The sequence below is a fragment of the Myxococcus llanfairpwllgwyngyllgogerychwyrndrobwllllantysiliogogogochensis genome, assembly GCF_006636215.1.
Taxonomy (GTDB): Bacteria; Myxococcota; Myxococcia; order Myxococcales; family Myxococcaceae; genus Myxococcus; species Myxococcus llanfairpwllgwyngyllgogerychwyrndrobwllllantysiliogogogochensis.
Genome location: NZ_VIFM01000003.1, coordinates 1 through 20,333, shown reverse-complemented (window position 1 = coordinate 20,333; position 20,333 = coordinate 1). Strand labels below are relative to the sequence as shown.

Sequence of the window (20,333 nt, the reverse complement as noted above, 5' to 3'; positions counted from 1 at the left end):
CGGGCGGGCGGCGGTCCACGCCGGGCCTCCACGCCCCCTGGAAGGTCTCCCGGAAGACACGGCCCTCAGTGCGTGAGGGCCTCCACGCCAGGGGCCTCGACGGCCGGGAGGACCGCCAGACGCACCCGTCCGCGCAGCTCCTGGTAGTGCCGCAGCCAGGAGGCGTTGAGGGGGTCCAACGAGAGGGCCTCCGCATAGCGCTCCAGCGCGGCGTCCAGCGAACCCCGCGCCTCCAACGCATGCCCCTGGGTGAAGAGCGCCCGGGCCCGCGTCTCGGCCAGGGGACGCGCCGCGAGGAAGGCCTTGCGCAGCACGTCCGCCTGAGGCTCCGACAGGCCCGCGTCGAGGCAGCGCGCCACTCCCGCGAGGTTGCCGCGCGTGGCATCGAAGCCCGCGCGTGACACGGGCTCGCCCAGCACGCGTCCCGCGGCCTCCACCCGGCGCAGGAGCGACTCCAGGGCCTGACGTTGCCCCAGCGGAAGCGCGCGCTGACGGAACAGGTTCAGCCGGCGCAGCCCGGCGCTCGCGCGACGACGCACCTGCTCGAAGTCCTCGTGAGGCAACGCGCCCAGGAGGGCGTACGGGTCCTTGGCCACGACGGCCGCGCGCGACAAGAGCCGCCCCAGCTCCGCGTCCGGCACGGGCTCCGCGTCCAACTCCCCCGGCATCACGCCCACGCCCAGCGCGCGGCCCAGCAGCGCCCGCGCCGCCTCGCCCGCGAACTGGACATAGAGGCCCGAGGCCCCGCCCCACGCCCGCGCTTCTTCACTCGTGACATGGCGGACCACGTCGCAGTCACACGCCACCTTGCGGCCCCCCAGTGACAGCTCCACGGGGAGCTGCGAGGCCAATTCCGGCAGCGGGCCCGCCCAGGTGGCGAAGAAGCCATCCACCGTCACATCGCCCACGCGCACGGGCACCAGCTCCGTGTCCGTCGCCAGCCCCAGCCGGACGCCCAGCCCGCGCGGCGACTCCATGCGCGGCGGGTTGACCTCGGTCGGCGTGGCGTTCCCATGCGCCGCGTCTCTCAGCGCCAGGTGCAGCGGCGTGGCGCCGTCCTCGGGGATGATGTGCCCGAAGATGGAGACGCCGCCCTTCGACGTGCGTGTGCGCGTCGACGAAGAGGGCTCCAGTCGCCCGATGCCCTGGCTCTCCAGCAGCGCCTCGCGGAAGGCCCTCGCGTTCGGGAAGCGCTCCCCGGGGCGCTGGGCCAGCGCGCGCAGCAGCACCGTGGAGAGCGCGGGAGGAACCCGCGGGTTGAGCACATGCGGCTCGGTGGGAGAAAGCCCGCCCACGCGGCCGAAGCCGAAGGGCAGCCGCCCCGTGGCGAGCAGGTAGCCCACCACGCCCAGCGCATACAGGTCCGTGCGCCCGTCCACCGCGTCCCCCGCCCACTGCTCGGGCGCGAGGAAGGCGGGTGAGCCCACCACCATGCCGCACGCGCGCTCCTCCGGAGAGAGGCTGGCGGAGAGCACCGCCTGCGTGCCGAAGTCGAGCACCTTCACCTGCCGCTCACCGCGCGAGTCCCACGTCAGGATGAGGCTGTCCGCGGACAGGTCCCCGTGCACCAGCCCTCGCGAGTGCGCGGCCTCGAGCGCGCACAGCGCCTGGGCCAGGAGCAGCACCACCTCCGCCGAGGCCAGCGGCATGGGCAGGCGCGAGAAGGGCTCACCCTCCGCGTACTCCATGAGGAGGCACGGCAGTCCCTCGGGGCCCCGGCGCACATCCAGCACGCGGGCCACGTGGCGGTGCTTCAGTCCGCGCAGCGCCCGGGCCTCCGCCTGGAAGCGCGCGAGCACCGCGGGCTGGGCGGCCAGGTGCCGATGCAGCACCTTCACCGCGAAGCGATGGCCCGTGGGCTGGTGCTCGGCCAGGTACACCGTGCCCAGCGCTCCGGCCCCCAGCGGCTGGCGCAGCACGAGCGGACCGTGACGCTGCCCTTCCAGCGACGGCGCCTGGGGACAGCCCGTACCCACCGGATGCTCCACCGCGCAGTGCCTGCATGCCATGTTCGCCACCGCCCCTGCCGCCCCTGGATGGGGCGGGCGGCGGTGGCACTGCAACCCCCGTGCACCCCCCGCTTCGTCACCGACTGGACAGGACAACCTCCCGACGGGACGAGAACCCGGGGAAACCCGTTACCCACGAAGCGGAAAATGTTTCAGCCCCGAGAGTGGAAGTTTCTCCAGCGCACACTGGGCGCCTGCGCCTACAGATACTTCTGAAGCTTGCGGGCCTTGAGGGCCTCGACCACCTTGCGGACGTCCTGGCTCTTCTCGCGAGGCACCACCAGCACCGCGTCGCCGGAGTCCACCACCACCACGTCGGTGAGGCCGACGACGGCCAGGGGGCGCTTGTCCGCGAGCACCACGCAGCCCTTGCAGTCCACCACCACCGCCGAGGCACCGGAGATGACGTTGCCGTTCTCGTCCGCGGGGCGGACCTCCGGAATCGCCGCGAAGGAGCCCACGTCGGACCAGCCGAAGTCCCCGGGCAGCACCGCGATGTTGGACGCCTTCTCCATGACGCCGTAGTCGATGGAGATGGAGGGCAGCTTGGGGAAGACCTTCTTCAGCACCGGGCCGAAGGTGCGCTTGCCCGCCGCCTTGCTCAGCGCGGCCAGGCCCTTCTTCATCTCCGGCATGTGCTGCTCGAAGGCGGCCAGGATGACGTCGGCGCGGAAGACGAAGATGCCGCCGTTCCACAGGTACTCGCCGGAGGAGACGTACGCCTTGGCCGTCTGCGTGTCGGGCTTCTCCTTGAACGCCTTCACGGAACGGCCGCCACCCGAGAGCGCGTCACCCACCTGGATGTAGCCGTAGCCCGTCTCCGGGCGGTTGGGCTGGATGCCCAGGGTGACGATGTGCCCCCCTTCCGCGATGCGGGCCGCCTCCTCCAGCGTGCGCTTGAAGCCGGGGACGTCCGCGACATGGTGGTCCGAGGGCAGCACCACCATGATGCCCTTCGGGTCTCTGGCGGCCACGTGCACGGCGGCCAGCGCAATCGCGGGCGCGGTGTTGCGCGCCACCGGCTCCACCAGGATGTTCGCCTTGGGCAGGCCCTTCACCAGCTTCGCCGCGGCCTTCGCGTGCAGGGGGCCGCACACGATGAAGGTGTTCTTCACCGTCGACAGGCCCTTGAGACGGGCGGCGGTGTCGGTGATGAGCGGCAGCTTGGAGGCCAGGGGCAGGAACTGCTTGGGCCGCGCCTGACGGGACAGGGGCCAGAAGCGAGTGCCGGAGCCACCGGCCATGATGACGGGGTAGAGGGCCATGCGGGGTACGACTCCTGCGAGTGCCGGCTCGTCGCCAGCGGGAGGCGCCAGGGTCTTCCCCCAGCGTGAATGGCGGCGCACCATACCGTTTCGGCCTTTCCGGGAAAGAGGGGAGCCGCTTCCCATGAAGCCCCCGTCCAGGCCGTTGCGCCTCCCACCTTCCAGTCCAGACCGCCCGCCTGTCCGCCCCCCGGACGATGAAGCGGCCCCGAGCGGCGAGAGTTTTGACCCGCCCCCGAAAAGCCAGTCTCATGCCGCGCTGTTGGACTTCCTCAAGGCCAGAACCACCGGGCTGACGCTCACCCTCACCGTCGCGCTGGCGCTGGGGCTTTCGCTCGCCCCGATTCCGGAGTCGTGGCGCCCCCTGCCCAGTCTCCAGCGAGGCCCCCTGGGCCCGAAGCTGGTGGCGCTGGCGGTGCCGGCGTCCTTCACCGGAGGCCGCCCCGCCCCGCCCCCGGAGATTGAGGTGGTGGCGTCGGACACGCCCAAGCAGGGCGCCGTGCCGGAAGAGGACCCGGCCGACGACGCGGGGACGGAGGTCGTGGACGCGGTGCCCACGCCCGCGGTGCCCACCGTGCCCGGCATCGGCCTGGAGGAATTGAGCGCCCCCTCGCTGGCGCGCGCCGTGGAATTGGAGGCGCTGCGCGAGCGGATGAGCGCCCAGCACGTGGATATCGAGCCCAACTGCCGCAAGGCACGCGCGGACGGCACCTGTGAGGAGGACGGGCTCGCCCCCTTCCACCGGGCGCTGACGGAGCTGCGCGCGGACACGCGGCGCACGCCGGTGCGCGTGGTGCATCTGGGAGACTCGCTCGTCGCGTCGGACTACATCACCGACGTGGTGCGGGACAGGCTCCAGGAGCGCTTCGGCTCGGGCGGCAAGGGCTTCCTCTTCATCACCCGCCCCGCCAGCGCGGGCCGGTGGACGCGCTCCGGACGGGGCTCGGACGGCTGGGAAATCGCGCGGCTGGTGGACACCAAGTGGCCCCGCGACAGGGTGGGCTGGACGGGTGTGGCCTTCACCTCGGCGGGTGGCTCGCAGAACACGAAGTATGACGTGGAGGGCTCGCGGGTGGCGGAGCTGTTCTTCCTCGCCCAGCCCTCCAGCGGCTCCGTGCAGCTCTCCGTGGATGGCCGGCCGCTGCAGCGCATCCAGACGCGCGGCTTCTCCAAGACGAAGTCGGAGGCGGCCTTCGCGCGGGTGAACCTGCCCGAGGGCGCCAAGACGCTGACGCTCACCACGTCCGGCAAGGTGGAGCTGCACGGCGTGACGCTGGAGACGGGCACGCCGGGCGTCATCTACGACACGGTGGGCCTCTTGGGCGGAATGGCGGAGGTGTACCTGCGCGCCCAGCCCGCGGCCTTCCGCGCGCAGCTTCGTCAGCGCAAGCCGGCCATGGTGGTGTTGATGGTGGGCGGCAACGAGGCGTTCTTCTTCTCGAGAGACCGGACCACGCTCGAGGAAGTGCGCGCGCAGATGAAGGAGCTGGTGTCGCGCGTGCGCGCCAACGTGCCGGACGCGGCGTGCCTCGTCATGTCGCCCATCGACGCGGGCGTGCGGACCATGGGCGGCGAGCTGGTGCCGCGCCGGGGCTCCAAGGAGGTCTCCGACATCTTCCGCGAGGAGGCGCGCCTGGGTGGCTGTGCCTTCTGGGATGCGTACACCGCCATGGGTGGCGAGGGCGCGGCCCTGCGGTGGCTGGAGGCCGGGTTGATGTTGGAGGACCTGGTGCACCCGCGCGCGAAGGGCTCCGACCTGCTGGGCCACCTGTTCGACCTGGCGCTGCAGCGAGGGTTCGCGAAGGTGCACGCGCCGCTGGTGCCGGTGGCGGACGCGCCGGGCCTGCGGGACGCGGACACCGCGCTGACGAAGACGTTCGACCGGCTGCGCCGCCGCGAGTCCGGCGAGGCTTTGCGCGTGGGCATCGCCCAGCTCGGCGCGTCGCATACCGCGTCGCACTACTTCACGGACGCGGTGCGCGGGGTGCTGACGAAGCGCTTCGGTGACGCGGGCCGGGGCTTCATCGCCGCGGGCAAGTCCTCGCCGCGGCTCGAGAACGCGCGCGTGGCCCGCGAGCTGGTGGGCGACTGGACGGTGGAGGACGCGATGGAGGCACCGCCGGGCGGACTGTGGGGCCTCACGGGCATCCGCGCCGTGGGCGCGCCGGGCGCGAAGCTGCGCATCGAGTTCTGCAAGGACTGCAAGGACGCGAAGACCTTGACCGGGCGGCTCGACCTGTACGCGCTCGACGCGCCCGACACGAAGGCTCCAGACATCCGGGTGGACGGCGAGGCCATGCCTCCGGACGCACCGCTGCCGGAGCCGCTCTCCGCGCCGATGGTGCGCATCCGCTCCTTCCCCGTCACGGGCGCGTCGCACGAAGTCGAGGTGGTGGCGCCGGAGGGCAGTGGGGTCACCGTGCTAGGCGCCGCGCTGGAGTACGACACGCCGGGCGTGGTGCTGGACGCGCTGGGGCTGCCCGGGGCCATGGCCTCCACGCTGCGGGACATGGATGCGTCGGCGGTGGATGCGCAGCTCGCCTCTCGTCGTCCGGACCTGCTCGTCTTCTGGTACGGCACCAACGAGGCGGGCAAGGCGGACCTGGACGCGGCGGCGATATCGAACGACTACCCCGCGCTCATTGCCCGCCTGCGCAAGGCCACCGGCAACGCCGAGTGCCTGTTGATGGGCCCCACGGACCGGCTGGCGCAGGACGCGAATGGCCGCTGGACGGAGGCGCCCGCGCTGGCGGCGGTGCTGGACACGCTGCCTCGGGTGGCGCGTGACGCGGGCTGCGCTTACTGGTCTCCTCGCGCGGCCATGGGCGGCGAGCGGGCGATGCTGCGCTGGCAGCGGGCCCGTCCGGTGCTGGGCCATGCGGATGGCGTGCACCTGACGCCGGAAGGCTACGAGCGGCTGGCGGCGAGCTTCGCGCGGGACTTCCTGGCGGCGTACGAGCTGCGCAAGAAGACCGAGCCCACCGCGCGCATGGAGGGGAACTGACGTGCTGTCGCACAGCCTCCAGTACCTCGTCTTCGTCATCGCGGTGTTCGCCCTGTACTGGGCGGTGCACCGTCACTACTGGCCGCGCCTGTTGGTGCTGCTGGTGGCCAGCGTCTACTTCTACGCGGCCTTCACGCCCTTCCCGCTCATCATCTTCCTCATCGGCGTCACGGTGGACCACCTGCTCGTCAAGGGGATGGGACGCGCGACGTCGCAGGGCGTGCGCAAGCTGTTCGTCACGCTGTCGGTGGTGTCGAACCTGGGGTTGCTCGCGGGCTTCAAGTACCTGGAGCTGTTGCGCAAGACGGCGCTGGAGCTGGTGCCCGAGTCCTGGGGTCTCCACGTCCGCGAGACGCCGTTCAGTTTGATTCTGCCGCTGGGCCTGTCGTTCTTCGTCTTCCAGGCCATCAGCTACACGGTGGACGTGTACCGGGGGAAGGCCAGCTCCGAGCACTCGTTCATCGAGCACCTGCTGTACATGCTCTTCTTCCCGCGCGTGGTGAGCGGGCCCATCGTCCGCGCGTCGGAGCTGATGGCGCGCTTCAAGGACGTGCCCACGCTGACGCCGGAAGAAGGCGGACAGGCGATGTTCCGCATCGCCGTGGGCCTGGTGAAGAAGCTGGTCATCGCGGACGTGCTGGGCAGCGGCATTGTCGACCCGGTGTTCGCCTCGCCGGACAAGTACGCCTCCGCCGAGTGCATCGTCGCGGCCATCGCCTACACCTTCGAGCTCTACTACGACTTCTCGGGCTACTCGGACATCGCGCTGGGCGTGGCGGCGCTGTTCGGCTTCAAGTTCCCGGAGAACTTCAACCGGCCGTATCTGGCGAAGAACCTGGGCGAGTTCTGGAACCGGTGGCACATGAGTCTGTCCACCTGGCTGCGGGACTACCTGTACCGGCCGCTGGGCGGCAACCGGGTGTCGAAGCCTCGGGTGTTGTTCAACCTGATGACGGTGATGGTGCTGGGCGGCCTGTGGCACGGCGCGGACTGGCGCTTCGCCGTCTGGGGCGGCGTGCACGGCGCGGTGCTGGGCCTGTCACGGTGCTGGGAGTGGTGGGTGGGCAAGCCGGAGAAGCCGGGGGTCCCTCGCATCGCCCTGGGGATGCTGGCCACGTTCACCATCGTCGTGCTGACACGCGTCGTCTTCCGGGCGAAGACGATGACGCACGCGGGTGAGTTCTACGCGCGGATGATGGAGGGCGTGCCGGGCATCGCCAACGTCAGCCCGCTGGTGTGGGGCATGTTGGCGGCGGCGGTGTTCTTCCACGTGGTGCCGATGAAGCTCTACACGGTGACGTCGGAGCTGTTCGTGCGGATGCCGGTGCCGGTGCGCGCCGTGGCGCTGGTCGTCCTCGGCCTGGGCATCCGCCACCTGTCCGCCGTGGAGACGCGGCCGTACGTGTACCTTCAGTTCTGACGGCGTCCGGGCGCGGCGAGCACGGACTCCAGGCCGGGCACCTGCGCGAGCTGCCCCAGGAAGTCGCGGAGGATGCGCGCGGTGGCTCCCCAGATGACGTGGGAGTCGTACGTGTAGAAGTACAAGTCCCGCTCGGCGCCGAAGACTTCCTTGCGCTCCACGCGGAGGATGGCAGGGTCCATCAGGGCGACGAGTGGCACCTCCAGGATGAAGGCCACCTCTTCTGGACTGGGCTGGTACTTGCCGTCGCCCGGAATCACGCCGACGAAGGGGCGCACGCGGTACTGGGAGATGGTGGGCACCTCGTCCAGCATGCCCAGCACGCGCACGCCGCGCCGGTCGATGCCCAGCTCCTCTTCCGTCTCGCGCAGCGCGGTGTGCAGCGGCGTGAGGTCCTCCGCGTCGCGGCCTCCGCCCGGGAAGCTGTACTGATTGGCGTGGGTGCGCAGGGTGGCGGGTCGTCGGGTGAAGACCACGTGCGGCACGCCGTCGCGCTCGAACAGCGGCACCAGCACGGAGGCCTCGCGCAGCACGAGCCCCGGCAGGTCCACATTGCGCGCCGGACGCGTCGACAGCCGCGCCTCCACCCCCTGGAACAACGCCTCCACGCTCACGACGCCAGCCTCCCTAGTCGGTGATCTGCTTCTCGATTTGCTGCTTCCCCGGCTCGCGAGGCACGTCCACGTTCTCCACGCCCGACAGCGGCTTGAGCACGCCCGCCTGGAGCAACCCGAGGAGCAGCAGACCGAGCGCCACGCGGTACACCACGAACACCAGCGTCGTGCGCGAGCGCAGGTAGTTCAACAACCACGCGATGGCCGCCATGCCCGAGGCGAACGCCACCAGGGTGCCGACCCAGAGCGACACGGCGCTGGGCCGCTCGGTGGCTTCCAACAGGTGCTTCAGCTCGAAGATGCCCGCCAGCGAAGTGGCGGGGATGGACAACAGGAACGAGTAGCGCGCCGCGTCCTCGCGCTTGAGCCCCAGCGACAGGCCGCCCGTGAGCGTCGTGCCCGAGCGCGACGAGCCGGGGATGAGCGCCAGCGCCTGCCACAGGCCGATGAGGATGCCGTCCCGCCACGTCATGTCGGCCAGCGTCCGCTGGTGTGAGGCGCGCTTCTCCACCACGAAGAGGATGATGGCCAGGATGATGAGGCTGCCGGAGATGACGTAGAGCGAGCGGAACTGCGTCTCGATGGCCTTCTTGAAGGCCAGGCCGCAGAGGCCGATGGGCAGCGTGCCCACCAGGACGAACCACGCCAGCCGGGACTCCACGGTGCCGAAGGGCTCGCGCTTCGCAAGCCCCCGGAAGAACGCCGTCACCAGCGAGACGATGTCCTTGCGGAAGTAGATGAGCACCGCGGCGACCGTGCCCAGTTGGATGACCGCGGAGTACGCGGCCCCCGGGTCCTTCCACCCGAACAGCTCCGGCGCGATGCGCAGGTGGGCGGTGGAGCTGATGGGCAAGAACTCGGTGAGACCCTGGACCAGTCCCAGGACGATGGCTTCAAGGAGGCTCATAGGCGCGGTCCCCGGATGTATGCCCGGACACCGCCGCCAGCAAGGGCGAACCTCCGCGTGTGTGGCGGGGCGAGCACGCGGCGTCCCCCTTCCCCCTCGGTCCAGGTAGGCTCGGGTCCGCGACATGCCCCCTGCCCCTCCGTGCCCCTGCTGCTCCGGACTGCGCTACCGCGAGTGCTGCGCCCCCTTCCACCGGGGCGAAGCGGAACCGCCCGACGCCGAGCGACTGATGCGCAGCCGCTACGCCGCCTTCGCCCAGCGCGAGCCGACGTACCTGTGGAAGACACTTCACCCCAGCCACCCGGACCGCGCGCGGCCCGAGGACGTCGTGGTGCGCGAGCTGCGCGCCTTCGCGCAGGCCCACCAGTTCCCCAAGCTGGTGGTGATGGACCGCCAGGCCCCCGACGCCCAGGGCACCGCGCAGGTGCTCTTCTTCGCGAAGGTGTTCGAGAAGGGCAAGGACCGCTCCTTCGTGGAGCGCTCCGACTTCCGCCACGACGGCACCGGCTGGCGCTACCTCTCCGGTGACACGCTCATGCTCCGCGAGCTGACCGTCCCGCCCGAGTCCCTCACGCTCGCGACGTTTCCCAGGTAGGCCAGCTCCGCGCCTCGAAGGACCCTCGATGCCCACCGCGACCTCGAAGCTGTCTTCCCTGCTGAAAGCCGCGAGCCAGCACGACTGGAGCCGCGTCCTCGACGACCTGCTCGCCGCGTGGCGCGCCGCGCCCCACACCGCGCTGGCCGACCGCATCGTCACCGTGGGACAGAAGCTCTCCGGCGACATCCCTCCGCCCAAGGACTGGGATGCGCTCGCTAAGAAGCCCGACGCGAAGAACCTCACGACGCTGCTCGCCGCGTTGCTCGACAAGGGCTCGGTGAAAGGGAGGCCCCGGCTGGAGACGCTCGCGGACTGGCCCGAGGACCCGCGCATCGACCGCTGGGTCGCGAGCCAGTTCGTGGACCCGCCCTTCACCAGCACCGGAGCCCGTCCATACTGGACACGGCTGGCCCCCCTGGCGCGCCGCGTCCGGGATGCCCAGGCCGCGAGTTCGATGCTGAAGGCACGCGCGGGCTACGACAAACAGGATGACTTCGAGGAGTTCCTCGCCGGCCACGTCGACCGGATTCGCGCCGGGCTCGAGGCCGCGAAGGACGCCGAGCTTCACGCCGACGACGTGAAGGTCCTCGCCGGGTTCGACGCGGCCCTCCAGGAAGCCGCGCCACCGAAGCCCCGGAACGCCGCGGACGCGGAGGCATTGCTGGCCCAGGTGCTCGCGAAGCCCGAGGACGACGAGGCCCGCGCCGTGCTGGCCGACGTGCTGCTGGAGCAGGGCCACCCTCGCGGCGAGCTCATCGCGCTCCAGCTCGAGGCCGCCCGGCGCCCACTCACCGCCGCCGAGCGCAAGCGGGAGCAGGCGATTCTCAAGAGCGCCCGGAAGGAGCTGCTCGGCCCGCTCGACGAGGCGCTCAAGCCCGACTGCGTCTTCACGCGGGGCTTCCTGTCCCACGCCGCGCTGAAGCAGGGCAACGCGCGCGCCACCCAGAGCGCCATCGAGAAGACCATCGGCCATCCCCTGTGGGCCACGGTGGAGCACCTGGAAGGTCGCGGCGACTACGACATCACCACGGACCCGGTGATGAAGTCGCTGCGCTCGCTCGCGAACACCGACGTGGGGCTCCGAGCGCTGGCGAAGATGCCCCGGCTCGAGTCCCTGCTGGTGCGTGGCGCGGTGGACGCCTGGACGGAGGTGGGCAAGGACACCAGCGCGTTCCCCTCGCTGCGCCACCTGGACCTCTTCCTCTTCCTCGGGTGGGTCTCCGATTTCCTGGCGACACCGCTCGTGTCTCGGATGGAGCGACTCCAGGTTCGCATCTACGTGAGCGCCGAAATCCCGTCGTCGGCGCTGGAGTTTCTTTCGCTCGTGCCGACGCTGAAGGTCCCTGACCTCACCTTCCGACTGGTGCGCAACGACACCAAGGACTGGAGCTGCGGCTTCCGCTTCGTGCGCGAGCCGGATGGCAAGCACGCGGTCCACCTCTTCACCACGAAGATGAACGAGCCCTACGAGGAGCTCGTGCGCGACGACCTCGTCGCCGGACTCGAGCAGATCGCGCGGCTCAAGCGCTCGAAGCTCACCATGGCCCATCAGCTGCGCTCGGACGTGAAGGCGGACATCGAGCAACGCGTGAAGGCGCTCGGCGGCACGCTGGAGACCTGACGCGCCTGCGAGGAACTACGACGAGGCCCGGCGTGACAGCTCCGGGCCTCGTCCCTTCATCCGCGCTTAGCGGGGCACCGTCGTTCCAGCCGGCGGAGCAGTGGCCGCGGGCGAGGGGTCGCTGGTGTCATCGACGGCATTGGCGGTCCTCCAGGCCAGGGCCGCGAAGCCATCCGGCACCGCTCCCCCCTCATCCGTCGGGTCCGGCGGCGGCTTGTCGCCAATCTCGTCGGACTGGTTGGTGCAGGGGTCATACGGAGGTGGCGCGCTCTGCTCCTCGCCTCCTCCCTGATTGCCCTGCTGAGGGTTGGAGCCCGCGTCGACGGCGTCCGTCCCCACGGAGCCCCCGCTCCGGACCCTCACCGGCGCGGTGAACGTCGTCGTGGGGATGCCCTTGCGGCGGACGTTCGCGAAGAACGCGTCGCTGGAGGCACGGTCACCCGACACCGCGTACGCGAAGGTCTTCCCGCCAGGGTTGACGCCCAGCGCGAGGAACTTGCCCGTGCGGGGGCACAGCCCGACGACCATCTGGGTGGCGCCCTCGGGCAGCTGCGCGTTGGGCGGCAGCGGCTGGACCTTGGGAGTCTTCGGCATCGGGCCGGGCTCGGGGCACGGACTCGGCGTCGGTCGCGAGCCCATCGTGCGGCACCCCGTCACCGCCCCCACCAGCACCAGGCACATCATCCACTTGTTCATGTTCTTCATTGTCTTCCCCCTCCACTCGAACCAGGCGGGCCCATCCCGCCTTCATTCAAAAACCAGGACGGAGCGCACCCAACTGCGAGGGTCTCGCCGCATCCACGTCATCCGCACATCTCGCAGGGCATTGGCCGCGCGCTCTCCACGCTGAATCCGCTCACGCACCGCATTGAAGAAAGGTCCCGCTTCGGCATCGGGCACGTCCACGGTCGCCGCGAGCACGGTGCGCGCCCCCGCATCCAGGAAGGCGACGGGCAGGCTGAAGCGCTCATATGTCCAGGTGACGCCATGCGCGGCCCGGCACGCCGCCAGGATGACCAGGGGCTGGCCTCGCAGCTTCGTCGCACGCACTTCGCCCGCGGTGAGCGCATAGCGACCGTTCGACTCGGGCGACAGCACCAGCAACGACGCCTCGGACACATCCGGGTTCATCAGCCCGTGGGCATGGACCTCGATTTGCGTGGCGTCCGCCATCGCATCCAACACGCGTGAAGGCGTGGCCTGCCGTCCCAGCAACATCGTGGCGTCATCCCCGGGCAGCCCCGCCCACCCGCCGAGCGCTGGCAGCCCCAGCGACGCGGGCGCCTGCACCTCCGCCACCACCAACCGACGTCCCATGCTCGGTGCCGGTACGGCCGGCCCTGGCCTGACAACATGGTAGGCCCACGCCACATCCTCGGGCAGCAGCCCCGCTCGGCCATGAAGCGGAGGACGCGCCACCACCTCCACCGCCGGGCAGGCTCGCAGCATCGTCGTCACCGACTCGGGCACGAGTCCCTGAAGCTCCTCATCCAGGGGCGCGCGGCGGCTGGCATCGTGATGCTCCACGAGCTGCCCCTCCGGTCCTCGCGCCAGCACGAGGGTCCGCTCGACATCCACGGTGACGGCCAGGACGCACCGCTCGGGAAGCGGGCCGCCCAGCTCCTCTCCAAAGAGTCGGAACGCCTGTTCGGACTCTCCGGCCCGGGCCGCCGCGAAGAGCAGGGACGTGTAGCTGTAGGCGCGGGCCTTGCGCGCATCGACGCTGGTGGAGGGAAGGCGCTGCGCCTCGGCGATGGACCGCCGCAGCAACGCCTCGCCCCGCACCCTGTCCTGCTCCACGAGGAAGCGCCCTTCGATGTGCGTGAGCAGCGCCGCCTCGCCCGGGGTGAGCGTCCCCTGCTGGCGCCGCTCCGACATCCCCGCCACGAGCCGAGCATCCTGCTCCGGGTCCGGCCCCAACCGCGCCAGGTCCGCGAGCGTCTTCGCGCCCGAGAGCAGCAGGGGCGTCTTGCAGGAGAGCGCCTCACGCATGCGCTCCCGGGCCGGCGCCACGGACAGATTCCCCAGCAAGGCCAGCGCGTCGTTCGAGCGGACGAAGTGGCGGATGGTGCAGTCCTCGGGACGCTGCGCGAGCGCCTCCTCCAGATAGGCCCGTGCCTGCGCGCCATCACCCTGGTAGCGGGCGAGCTGTCCGAGATGGAGCAGCAGTTGCGCCTCGCCCCACCTCGGGTCCGTGCGGTACAGGGCGCGCGCGGCCTGCAGGTGACGATGGGACTCCGCCAGCCGGTGGAGCTGGCGATAGAGGTCGCCCAGGTCCGACTCAATCGGGATGCAGCGGTAACCCAATGGATGTTCCTGGCAGAGCGCGGCAGCGGCCAGGAGGTGTTGCTCCGCCTGGAGCAGCTCTCCTCGGGAGATGGCCACCCTGGCGCGCTCGTGCTCCAGCAGGAGCGTGAACCACGGGTCCCCCAATCGCGCGACGAGCGGGGTGAGTTCGTCCAGGCGCTCCGCCACCTTCCCCTCGCGCACCAAAGCCCCCAGGTACAGGTCCAGCTCGCCAGCGCGCCGCAGCTCGTCCAGGAACGCGGCGAGCCCCCCGGCGACCTCGTGCGTGCGGTACAGCTCCAGGTAGCGACGGGCCAGGGGCGCGCGGACGTGGAAGTCCCGTCCGCTCGCCCAGCGGAGGGCATCTCGCAGCACCGTGCCACCGTCGCGAGCATCCAGGACCGTGGCCACCGACTCCAGGGCGTGCAGCCGCTCCAGCGAAGGCGCCGCGCGGATGGCCTCGTACAGGAACATGCGGAAGATGCCGGGATGCGCCTGGAGGACCTCGGCGGACACGGGCTCGCCCTGAGTCACCAGCGCCTGTCCTAGCGCCGACGGCTTGCGCCAGTCCTCCGTGCTCATCAGCCGAGCGCGCGCCGCGTCCGCGCGAGTCCTCGCCTCCACCGCCCAGCCCGGCTCCCCCAGCGCGGCGACGGCGTCGAAAGACAGCGCGGCGAGTGCCCACAGCTCCAGGTCTCGCAGCACGAGCGCCCGATTCCACAGCGCCTGCGCATGCGTCGGCCGCGCCGTCAGCACGCCCTCCAACAGCGCCAGCGCCGTGGCGGAGTCTCCCTGGTCCAACGCCATGATGGCTCTGTCACTGTCCACGTCCGGAGACGTCCCCGCCGTCGCCAGATAGGGCGCCGCCAGCTCCGTGTCGCGGCGCACCAGATAGGCCGCCGCGAGCCCCTGCATGTCGCCCTCGGCCTCCAGCCGCGCCAGCTCACGCAGCGGCGCGGGAGTCGGCCCGCCGGCATCCCCCGAGCGCAGCGGTCCGTAGGGACGGTGTACATCCGCGCCGGGATAACTCACCCGCGCCTCCAGCGTGCGAACTGGAGCGCCCGTCAGGAACAGCTCCGGCGACACAGGCTCGGAACGTTGCCGCGAGCGCACGCCGGCCACGACAGCGGCGGCTCCCGCGACACCCACCACCACCACGAGCGCGGCCCACCTCGGCCGCGGAATCCAGGACCAGGACCCGTCATCCACCGCCGTACTCCCCGCGTATGTGCCCTGGCAGCCCATGCCCACCCAACGGCGGGTCGCCAGAATCTTCCCGCCGGGACGCTACGCCGCTTCTTTCGTCATCGCGATGCCGCCGCGACGCGAGCGCGGTCGATGTTGACGAGCGCGCGGGCTTCGAGCCACGAGCCCGTGGACGAGGCGCCACGGCTTCGTGTCCGGAGGACCACGCGACCTACGGGTTCCAACTCACGCGCCTCGCAACGAGCCCTGGCGCGAGCCTTGCTCTCGCCCCGGCCCCAACGCGCGAAGCTCGGCCCACGTCGCGCGGAACCGGAGCCCCATGTCCCGCAGCCCCTCGACACTGCTCGCCCTCATCACCCTCGCCACCACGAGCGCGCTCGCCGCCGCGCCGAAGGCTCCAGCGGCCCACCCGGGCTGTTTCCTGTTGATGGACCTGGAGACAGGCAAGGTCACTCGCAACGACGCGGTGAAGTGCGCCGCGCGGCTGCCGCCCGCCTCCACCTTCAAGGTGCCGCACGCGCTCATCGCCCTGGAGACCGGCGTCGTGGCGAGCGTGGACGAGGTGCACAAGTGGGATGGCACCAAGCACTCCATCGCGATGTGGAACCAGGACCAGACGCTGGACACGGCCATGCGCCGCTCCGCGGTGTGGTTCTTCCAGGGCACGGCGAAGCAGCTGGGCCGCGAGCGCATGGAGGACTGGCTCGGCCGCTTCGACTACGGCACGCGGGACGCCTCCGGCGACATCACCCTCTTCTGGCTGGGAGGCCCGCTGCGCATCTCTCCCGACGAGCAGCTCGACTTCCTCGCGCGCATGTTCCGGGGCCAGCTCCCCGTCAGCCCGAAGGTGCTGGAGCAGGTGAAGGGCACGATGACGCACGGGCCGGACACCGTGGCCAGCGTCCGCGACGGCATCAACCTGGGCGGCCCCTGGAAGGACGGCGCGGTGCTGAGCGCCAAGACGGGCTGGTACCCGAACAAGTCCGGTGACGTCACCTGGCTGGTGGGCCACGTGGCCTCGCCCAAGGGACGCCACGTCTTCGTCAGCGCCGTGCGCTCTCCCACGGGCAAGGCCCCGTCGCGCTCGCCGGCACTCGCGTCGGCCATCGACGCGCTCAAGGCGCACGGGCTGCTCTGAAACGACGATGGGCCGCCCCCATGGTGGGAAGCGGCCCATCTCGGTCCCGCGTCAGCCCCCATCAGCGGGGCGAAGGCGCGGGTTTCAGACCACCTTCAGGCGACGACCCGTGGAGGTGCTGTTCGCCGCATCCCGGAGCGCGTCCTTCTTGTCCGTGCGCTCCCAGGTGAACTCCTTCTCCGTGCGGCCGAAGTGCCCGTACGCGGCGGTCTTCTGGTAGATGGGCCGCAGCAGGTCCAGGTGCTCCGTGATTTCGCGCGGCTTCAGGCCGAACGTGTTGCGGATGGCCTTGGCGATGCGCTCCTCGGGAACCGTGGCGGTGCCGAAGGTCTCCACCATGACGCTGACGGGCTCGGCCACGCCGATGGCGTAGGAGACCTGCACCTCGCAGCGAGTCGCCAGGCCCGCGGCCACGACGGTCTTCGCGATGTGGCGCCCCATGTACGCGGCGGAGCGGTCCACCTTGGACGGGTCCTTGCCGCTGAAGGCGCCGCCACCGTGACGGCCCATGCCGCCGTAGGTGTCGACGATGATCTTCCGGCCGGTGAGGCCCGAGTCGCCCATGGGGCCACCCACCACGAAGCGGCCCGTGGGGTTGATGTAGAACTTGGTCTTGTTGTCGATGAGCTTCTTGGGGAGCGCCTTCGCGATGACGTCCTCGCGGATGGCCTCCTGGATCTTCTTGTTGGAGACGTCGTCCGAGTGCTGGGTGGACACCACCACCGCGTCGATGCGCACCGGGCGGCCCTCGCGGTACTCCACCGTCACCTGGCTCTTGCCGTCGGGACGAAGCCAGTCGTGCTGCTTGCGGCGCACGTCCGCCAGCTTGCGGGTCAGCGCGTGGGCGTAGTGCAGCGGGGCGGGCATCAGCTCCGGCGTCTCGTCGCACGCGAAGCCGAACATCATGCCCTGGTCACCGGCGCCCTGCTCCTTCTTGTTGTCCACGCCGCGGGCGATGTCCTGGCTCTGCCCTTCGATGGCCACCATGACGCCGCAGGTGTTGCCGTCGTAGCCCATGGAGCTGTCGGTGTAGCCAATCCGGCAGATGGTGCTGCGGACAATCTTGGGGATGTCCACGTAGGTGTTCGTCGTCACCTCACCGGCGACGATGGCGAGGCCCGTCTTGACGAGCGTCTCCACGGCGACCCGCGCCTGCGGGTCCTTGGCGATGATGGCGTCGAGGACACCGTCGGAGATCTGGTCGGCGATCTTGTCCGGGTGGCCCTCGGTGACGGATTCGGACGTGAACAGGTAGTCGGTAGGCATGTCGTCTCAGTGCAAGGGGGGCGCATACCGCGCGCGCGGGCGGACACTAAAGTGTGGTCCCAAGGGAGTCAAACAGACATCCGGGCCGCTTCATTCGGGTGTCCGACATGCAGGGCGACCGGGCATGGTGCCCGCCCGCCAGGCGTCTGGGGTTGAATTTCGCGAAGCGCCCAGCGTTCTCCTGGGCTAACAGAACGCCGAGCATTCCCTGTGGAGGACTCGCCCGACATGAACGCCCGCTTCCGTACCCTCTCCCTCCTGGTCGCCTTCACCCTGTCCATGCCCGCCCTCGCCGCGGCCCCGAAGAAGGACGACCCTGTCGTCAAGCCGGTGAAGACGGTGGTGACGTCCGTGCGCTACGAGCGCGACGCGGCGGCCCTCAAGCTCTTCGGGGGTGAGGAGCAGGGGAAGTACCTGCTTGGCGACGCGTGGGCCAAGGGCACCGACGAGCAGCGCAAGGAGTTCGTCACCCTCTTCCACGGCCTGTTCGCGAAGATCGCCTTCCCGCGCGTGCGGGAGAACTTCAAGTCGCTGGAGGACATCGTCTACTCCCCCGCCGAGGTGACGGGCAACGAGGCCACGGTGGACTCGGTCGTCTTCATCAAGCACCCGCTGAAGACGCAGGAGATGAAGCTCAAGTACCGGCTGGTGAAGGACGCCGCCGCGTGGAAGGTCGTGGACGTGACGGTGCTCGGCTCCTCCATGCTCCAGGACATCCGCGACACGCAGGTGCAGCCGCTGCTGGCCCAGGGCGGATGGGACCTGCTGCTGGGGCGCATGCGGCAGGAGCTGGCGAAGAAGTAGTCGCCGCGCCCACTCCCGACGGCCGGGCCACCAGGCCCTCGGCCGTCGGAGGGGTTCCGAGGGGGCGACGCATGGCGTAGTCTCGCCCTCCCCTCTCGTCGGGTCGATGACCACCACCTCCTCCTCCGCTCAGCTCTCCGTGAGCCGCACCTCCCACGCTCCTTCCGAGCGGGAGGTGGACGCGTTCTGCGTGCAGTACGCGCCGCGCGCGCCCGGGCACCCCGCGGTGCGGGACTTGTACCGGCTCTTGCGCGACGTGCCCGAGGACGGCCTGGAGTCGCGGCTGGACTGGGTGGAGCGCTGGATGGCGTGGCTGCGCGAGCGCATCCCCGCCCACGGGCTGGTGGACGCCACCGAGCCGGAAGCGCCCCCCGCCGACACCCGCCTGTCGCTGATGGTGCGCATCATGGAGGGCGAACCGGCCATGCGGGCCGCGGTGACGCACCTGGTCTCCGCCGTCTGTGATGGCAGCCGGGGCCTGAAGCTCTTCGCGCAGGTGGGCCTGCCCGCGGGCCAGGGCTTCTTGTCGGAGGCGTCCGACCGGCTGGCCCGCACGCTGCTCCCCTCCCCGCCGGAGCCCGGCAAGCTGTCGGAGCTCCTGCTGCGGCTGTTCCCCGTACCGGAGGACGCGGTGTGGCTGGCGCTGCTGTCGCCCGCACTGCTGGCGAAGCTCGCGTCACTGGTGGGCGAGCCCCGGCCGCCGGACCCGGTGCCCGCCGCCCGCGTGCGCGCGGACCTGCTGGACGCCCTGATGCTGCTGGCGGTGCAGACAGCGGCGCTGGGGACCATGGAGGACGTGAGGGAGCGTGCCCCGGAGACGGCCTTCCGCGCCTCGCCCTTCCTGCGGCTGCGGATGGTGTGCGACGCGGTGCTGGCGCGCGACGCGGCGGCGGACACGATGAGGGACCTGGCCACGTGCGTGGACGACTGCCGCCTCGTGGTGGGCAGCGTGTCACGGCACCTGGAGGCCTCGGGCGTCAGCGTGGACCTGGTGTACCGGCTGGAGCGCATCCGCCGGAGCCTGGAGCGCATGGAGGCCATCGCCCGCGTGCTGGGCGCGCCTCGGGGTGAGCCGCGCTGGCGCGAGGCGCTGGGGCTCCTGTCGGACCTCCTGCGGCGCGCGCACGCGGACCGCTCCGTGGGCGAGCTGGTGCGGCGCAACGTGCGGATGCTGGCGCGTAAAATCATCGAGCGCGCGGGCCACTCCGGCGAGCACTACATCACCAGCACCCGCTCGGAATTCCACGCCATGGTGCACTCGGCGGCGGGCGGCGGGCTGGTGACGGCCGTCGCCGTGGCCCTCAAGTTCGCCCTCACCGCGCTGGCGCTCGCGCCGTTCTTCTCGTTTCTGGCCGTGGGCCTCAACTACGCGGTGGCCTTCCTCCTCATCCAGGCCCTGGGCTTCACGCTGGCCACCAAGCAGCCCTCCGTCACGGCGGCCACGCTGGCGGGCGCGGTGGGCGAGGGCGCCCGGGGCGACCGGCTGTCGAGCCTGGTGGACATCATCCCCCGCATCACCCGCTCGCAGCTCGCCGCCTTCACCGGCAACCTGGGCTGCGTGCTGCCCGCCGCGGTGGCCCTGGCCCTGGCGTGGCAGGCCGCGCGGGGCACGCCCTTCCTCTCCCCCGCCAAGGCCCAGGCCACGGTGGCCTCCATGCACCCCTGGCGCAGCGGCGCGCTCCCATACGCGGCTCTCACCGGCGTGCTGCTCTGGCTGTCCAGCGTGGCGGGCGGGTGGATGGAGAACTTCGTGGTGTACCGGCGACTGCCGGAGGCCCTGGCCCACCACCGCATGCTGCGCCGCGTCCTGGGCGTGGGCGGCGCGCAGCGGCTCGCGGACGGGCTGGTCCACGCGGCGTCGGGCCTGGGCGTCAACGTGACGCTGGGCTTCCTGCTGGCGCTGATGAGCGTACTCGGGCGCTTCTTCGGGCTGCCCCTGGACGTCCGTCACGTCACCTTCGCGCTCGGCTCGCTGGCCATGGCCGGGGGCGCGCTCGGCCCCCAGGCGGTGCTCCAACCCGACTTCCTCATGGCCCTGGTGGGCGTGGGGCTCATCGGGGTCATGAACTTCACCGTGTCGTTCTCGCTGGCCCTGGGCGTGGCCGTCCGGGCCCGTGACGTCCCCCTGGGAGAGGCCCTGCCCTTCCTGCGGGCGGTGGGGGTCCGCTTCCTCGCCGACCCCCGCTCGTTCTTCC

At 70.9% G+C, this 20,333-nt stretch carries 14 protein-coding genes; 7 read left to right on the top strand and 7 right to left on the bottom strand.

Annotated elements, in window-relative coordinates; genetic code table 11:
• Positions 1-65: 65 nt before the first annotated feature.
• Together FJV41_RS01100 and FJV41_RS01095 are read right to left on the bottom strand one after the other, a co-directional pair.
• Positions 66-2,009 (bottom strand): protein kinase domain-containing protein, encoded by a 1,944-nt coding sequence (locus tag FJV41_RS01100; protein WP_141640498.1) that lies wholly within the window; start codon positions 2,007-2,009, stop codon positions 66-68.
• A 200-nt stretch (positions 2,010-2,209) separates the two neighbouring features.
• Positions 2,210-3,274 carry a mannose-1-phosphate guanylyltransferase gene (locus FJV41_RS01095; protein WP_141640497.1) on the bottom strand — a complete coding sequence of 355 codons (1,065 nt, stop codon included), beginning with the start codon at positions 3,272-3,274 and terminating at the stop codon, positions 2,210-2,212.
• A 124-nt stretch (positions 3,275-3,398) separates the two neighbouring features.
• Here FJV41_RS01095 and FJV41_RS01090 point away from each other — a divergent pair, with 124 nt between their 5' ends.
• Both FJV41_RS01090 and FJV41_RS01085 read left to right on the top strand, forming a co-directional pair.
• Positions 3,399-6,278 (top strand): GDSL-type esterase/lipase family protein, encoded by a 2,880-nt coding sequence (locus FJV41_RS01090; protein ID WP_141640496.1) that lies wholly within the window; start codon positions 3,399-3,401, stop codon positions 6,276-6,278.
• Position 6,279: 1 nt separating this feature from the next.
• Entirely contained in the window at positions 6,280-7,698 is a 1,419-nt protein-coding gene (locus tag FJV41_RS01085) for an MBOAT family O-acyltransferase (RefSeq protein ID WP_141640495.1), read from the top strand.
• Here the strand turns inward: FJV41_RS01085 and FJV41_RS01080 are convergent.
• Positions 7,689-8,312: an NUDIX hydrolase gene (locus FJV41_RS01080; RefSeq protein ID WP_141640494.1), complete on the bottom strand. Its 624-nt coding sequence runs from the start codon at positions 8,310-8,312 to the stop codon at positions 7,689-7,691. The two genes, FJV41_RS01085 and FJV41_RS01080, sit on opposite strands and share 10 nt — an antisense overlap.
• 13 nt (positions 8,313-8,325) lie before the next feature.
• A complete protein-coding gene (locus FJV41_RS01075; protein WP_141640493.1) occupies positions 8,326-9,219 on the bottom strand; it encodes an undecaprenyl-diphosphate phosphatase in 894 nt (297 codons plus the stop codon).
• 124 nt (positions 9,220-9,343) lie between these two features.
• Here FJV41_RS01075 and FJV41_RS01070 point away from each other — a divergent pair, with 124 nt between their 5' ends.
• Together FJV41_RS01070 and FJV41_RS01065 are read left to right on the top strand one after the other, a co-directional pair.
• Complete coding sequence (locus tag FJV41_RS01070) at positions 9,344-9,814, top strand: YchJ family protein (RefSeq protein ID WP_141640492.1); 471 nt, start codon at positions 9,344-9,346, stop codon at positions 9,812-9,814.
• Between the two features lie 28 nt (positions 9,815-9,842).
• Positions 9,843-11,438: a TIGR02996 domain-containing protein gene (locus FJV41_RS01065; RefSeq protein WP_141640491.1), complete on the top strand. Its 1,596-nt coding sequence runs from the start codon at positions 9,843-9,845 to the stop codon at positions 11,436-11,438.
• Between the two features lie 66 nt (positions 11,439-11,504).
• Here FJV41_RS01065 and FJV41_RS01060 read toward each other — a convergent pair whose 3' ends face one another.
• Positions 11,505-12,143 carry a hypothetical protein gene (locus FJV41_RS01060; RefSeq protein ID WP_141640490.1) on the bottom strand — a complete coding sequence of 213 codons (639 nt, stop codon included), beginning with the start codon at positions 12,141-12,143 and terminating at the stop codon, positions 11,505-11,507.
• Positions 12,144-12,185: 42 nt separating this feature from the next.
• Positions 12,186-14,933: a CHAT domain-containing protein gene (locus FJV41_RS01055; protein WP_141640489.1), complete on the bottom strand. Its 2,748-nt coding sequence runs from the start codon at positions 14,931-14,933 to the stop codon at positions 12,186-12,188.
• Between the two features lie 316 nt (positions 14,934-15,249).
• On the opposite strand from FJV41_RS01055, the gene FJV41_RS01050 reads away from it, so the two are divergent.
• The gene (locus tag FJV41_RS01050; RefSeq protein ID WP_141640488.1) at positions 15,250-16,068 is read left to right on the top strand and encodes a penicillin-binding transpeptidase domain-containing protein; all 819 of its coding nucleotides are present in this window, start codon (positions 15,250-15,252) and stop codon (positions 16,066-16,068) included.
• Positions 16,069-16,152: 84 nt separating this feature from the next.
• On the opposite strand, the gene metK is transcribed toward FJV41_RS01050, so the two are convergent.
• Positions 16,153-17,334 carry a methionine adenosyltransferase gene (gene metK, locus FJV41_RS01045; protein ID WP_141640487.1) on the bottom strand — a complete coding sequence of 394 codons (1,182 nt, stop codon included), beginning with the start codon at positions 17,332-17,334 and terminating at the stop codon, positions 16,153-16,155.
• Positions 17,335-17,562: 228 nt separating this feature from the next.
• Here metK and FJV41_RS01040 point away from each other — a divergent pair, with 228 nt between their 5' ends.
• Positions 17,563-18,138 (top strand): Tgt2/MlaC family protein, encoded by a 576-nt coding sequence (locus FJV41_RS01040; RefSeq protein WP_141640486.1) that lies wholly within the window; start codon positions 17,563-17,565, stop codon positions 18,136-18,138.
• Positions 18,139-18,244: 106 nt separating this feature from the next.
• Positions 18,245-20,333: site-specific recombinase (locus tag FJV41_RS01035; RefSeq protein ID WP_141640485.1), on the top strand; the 2,089-nt coding region annotated here is incomplete at its 3' end.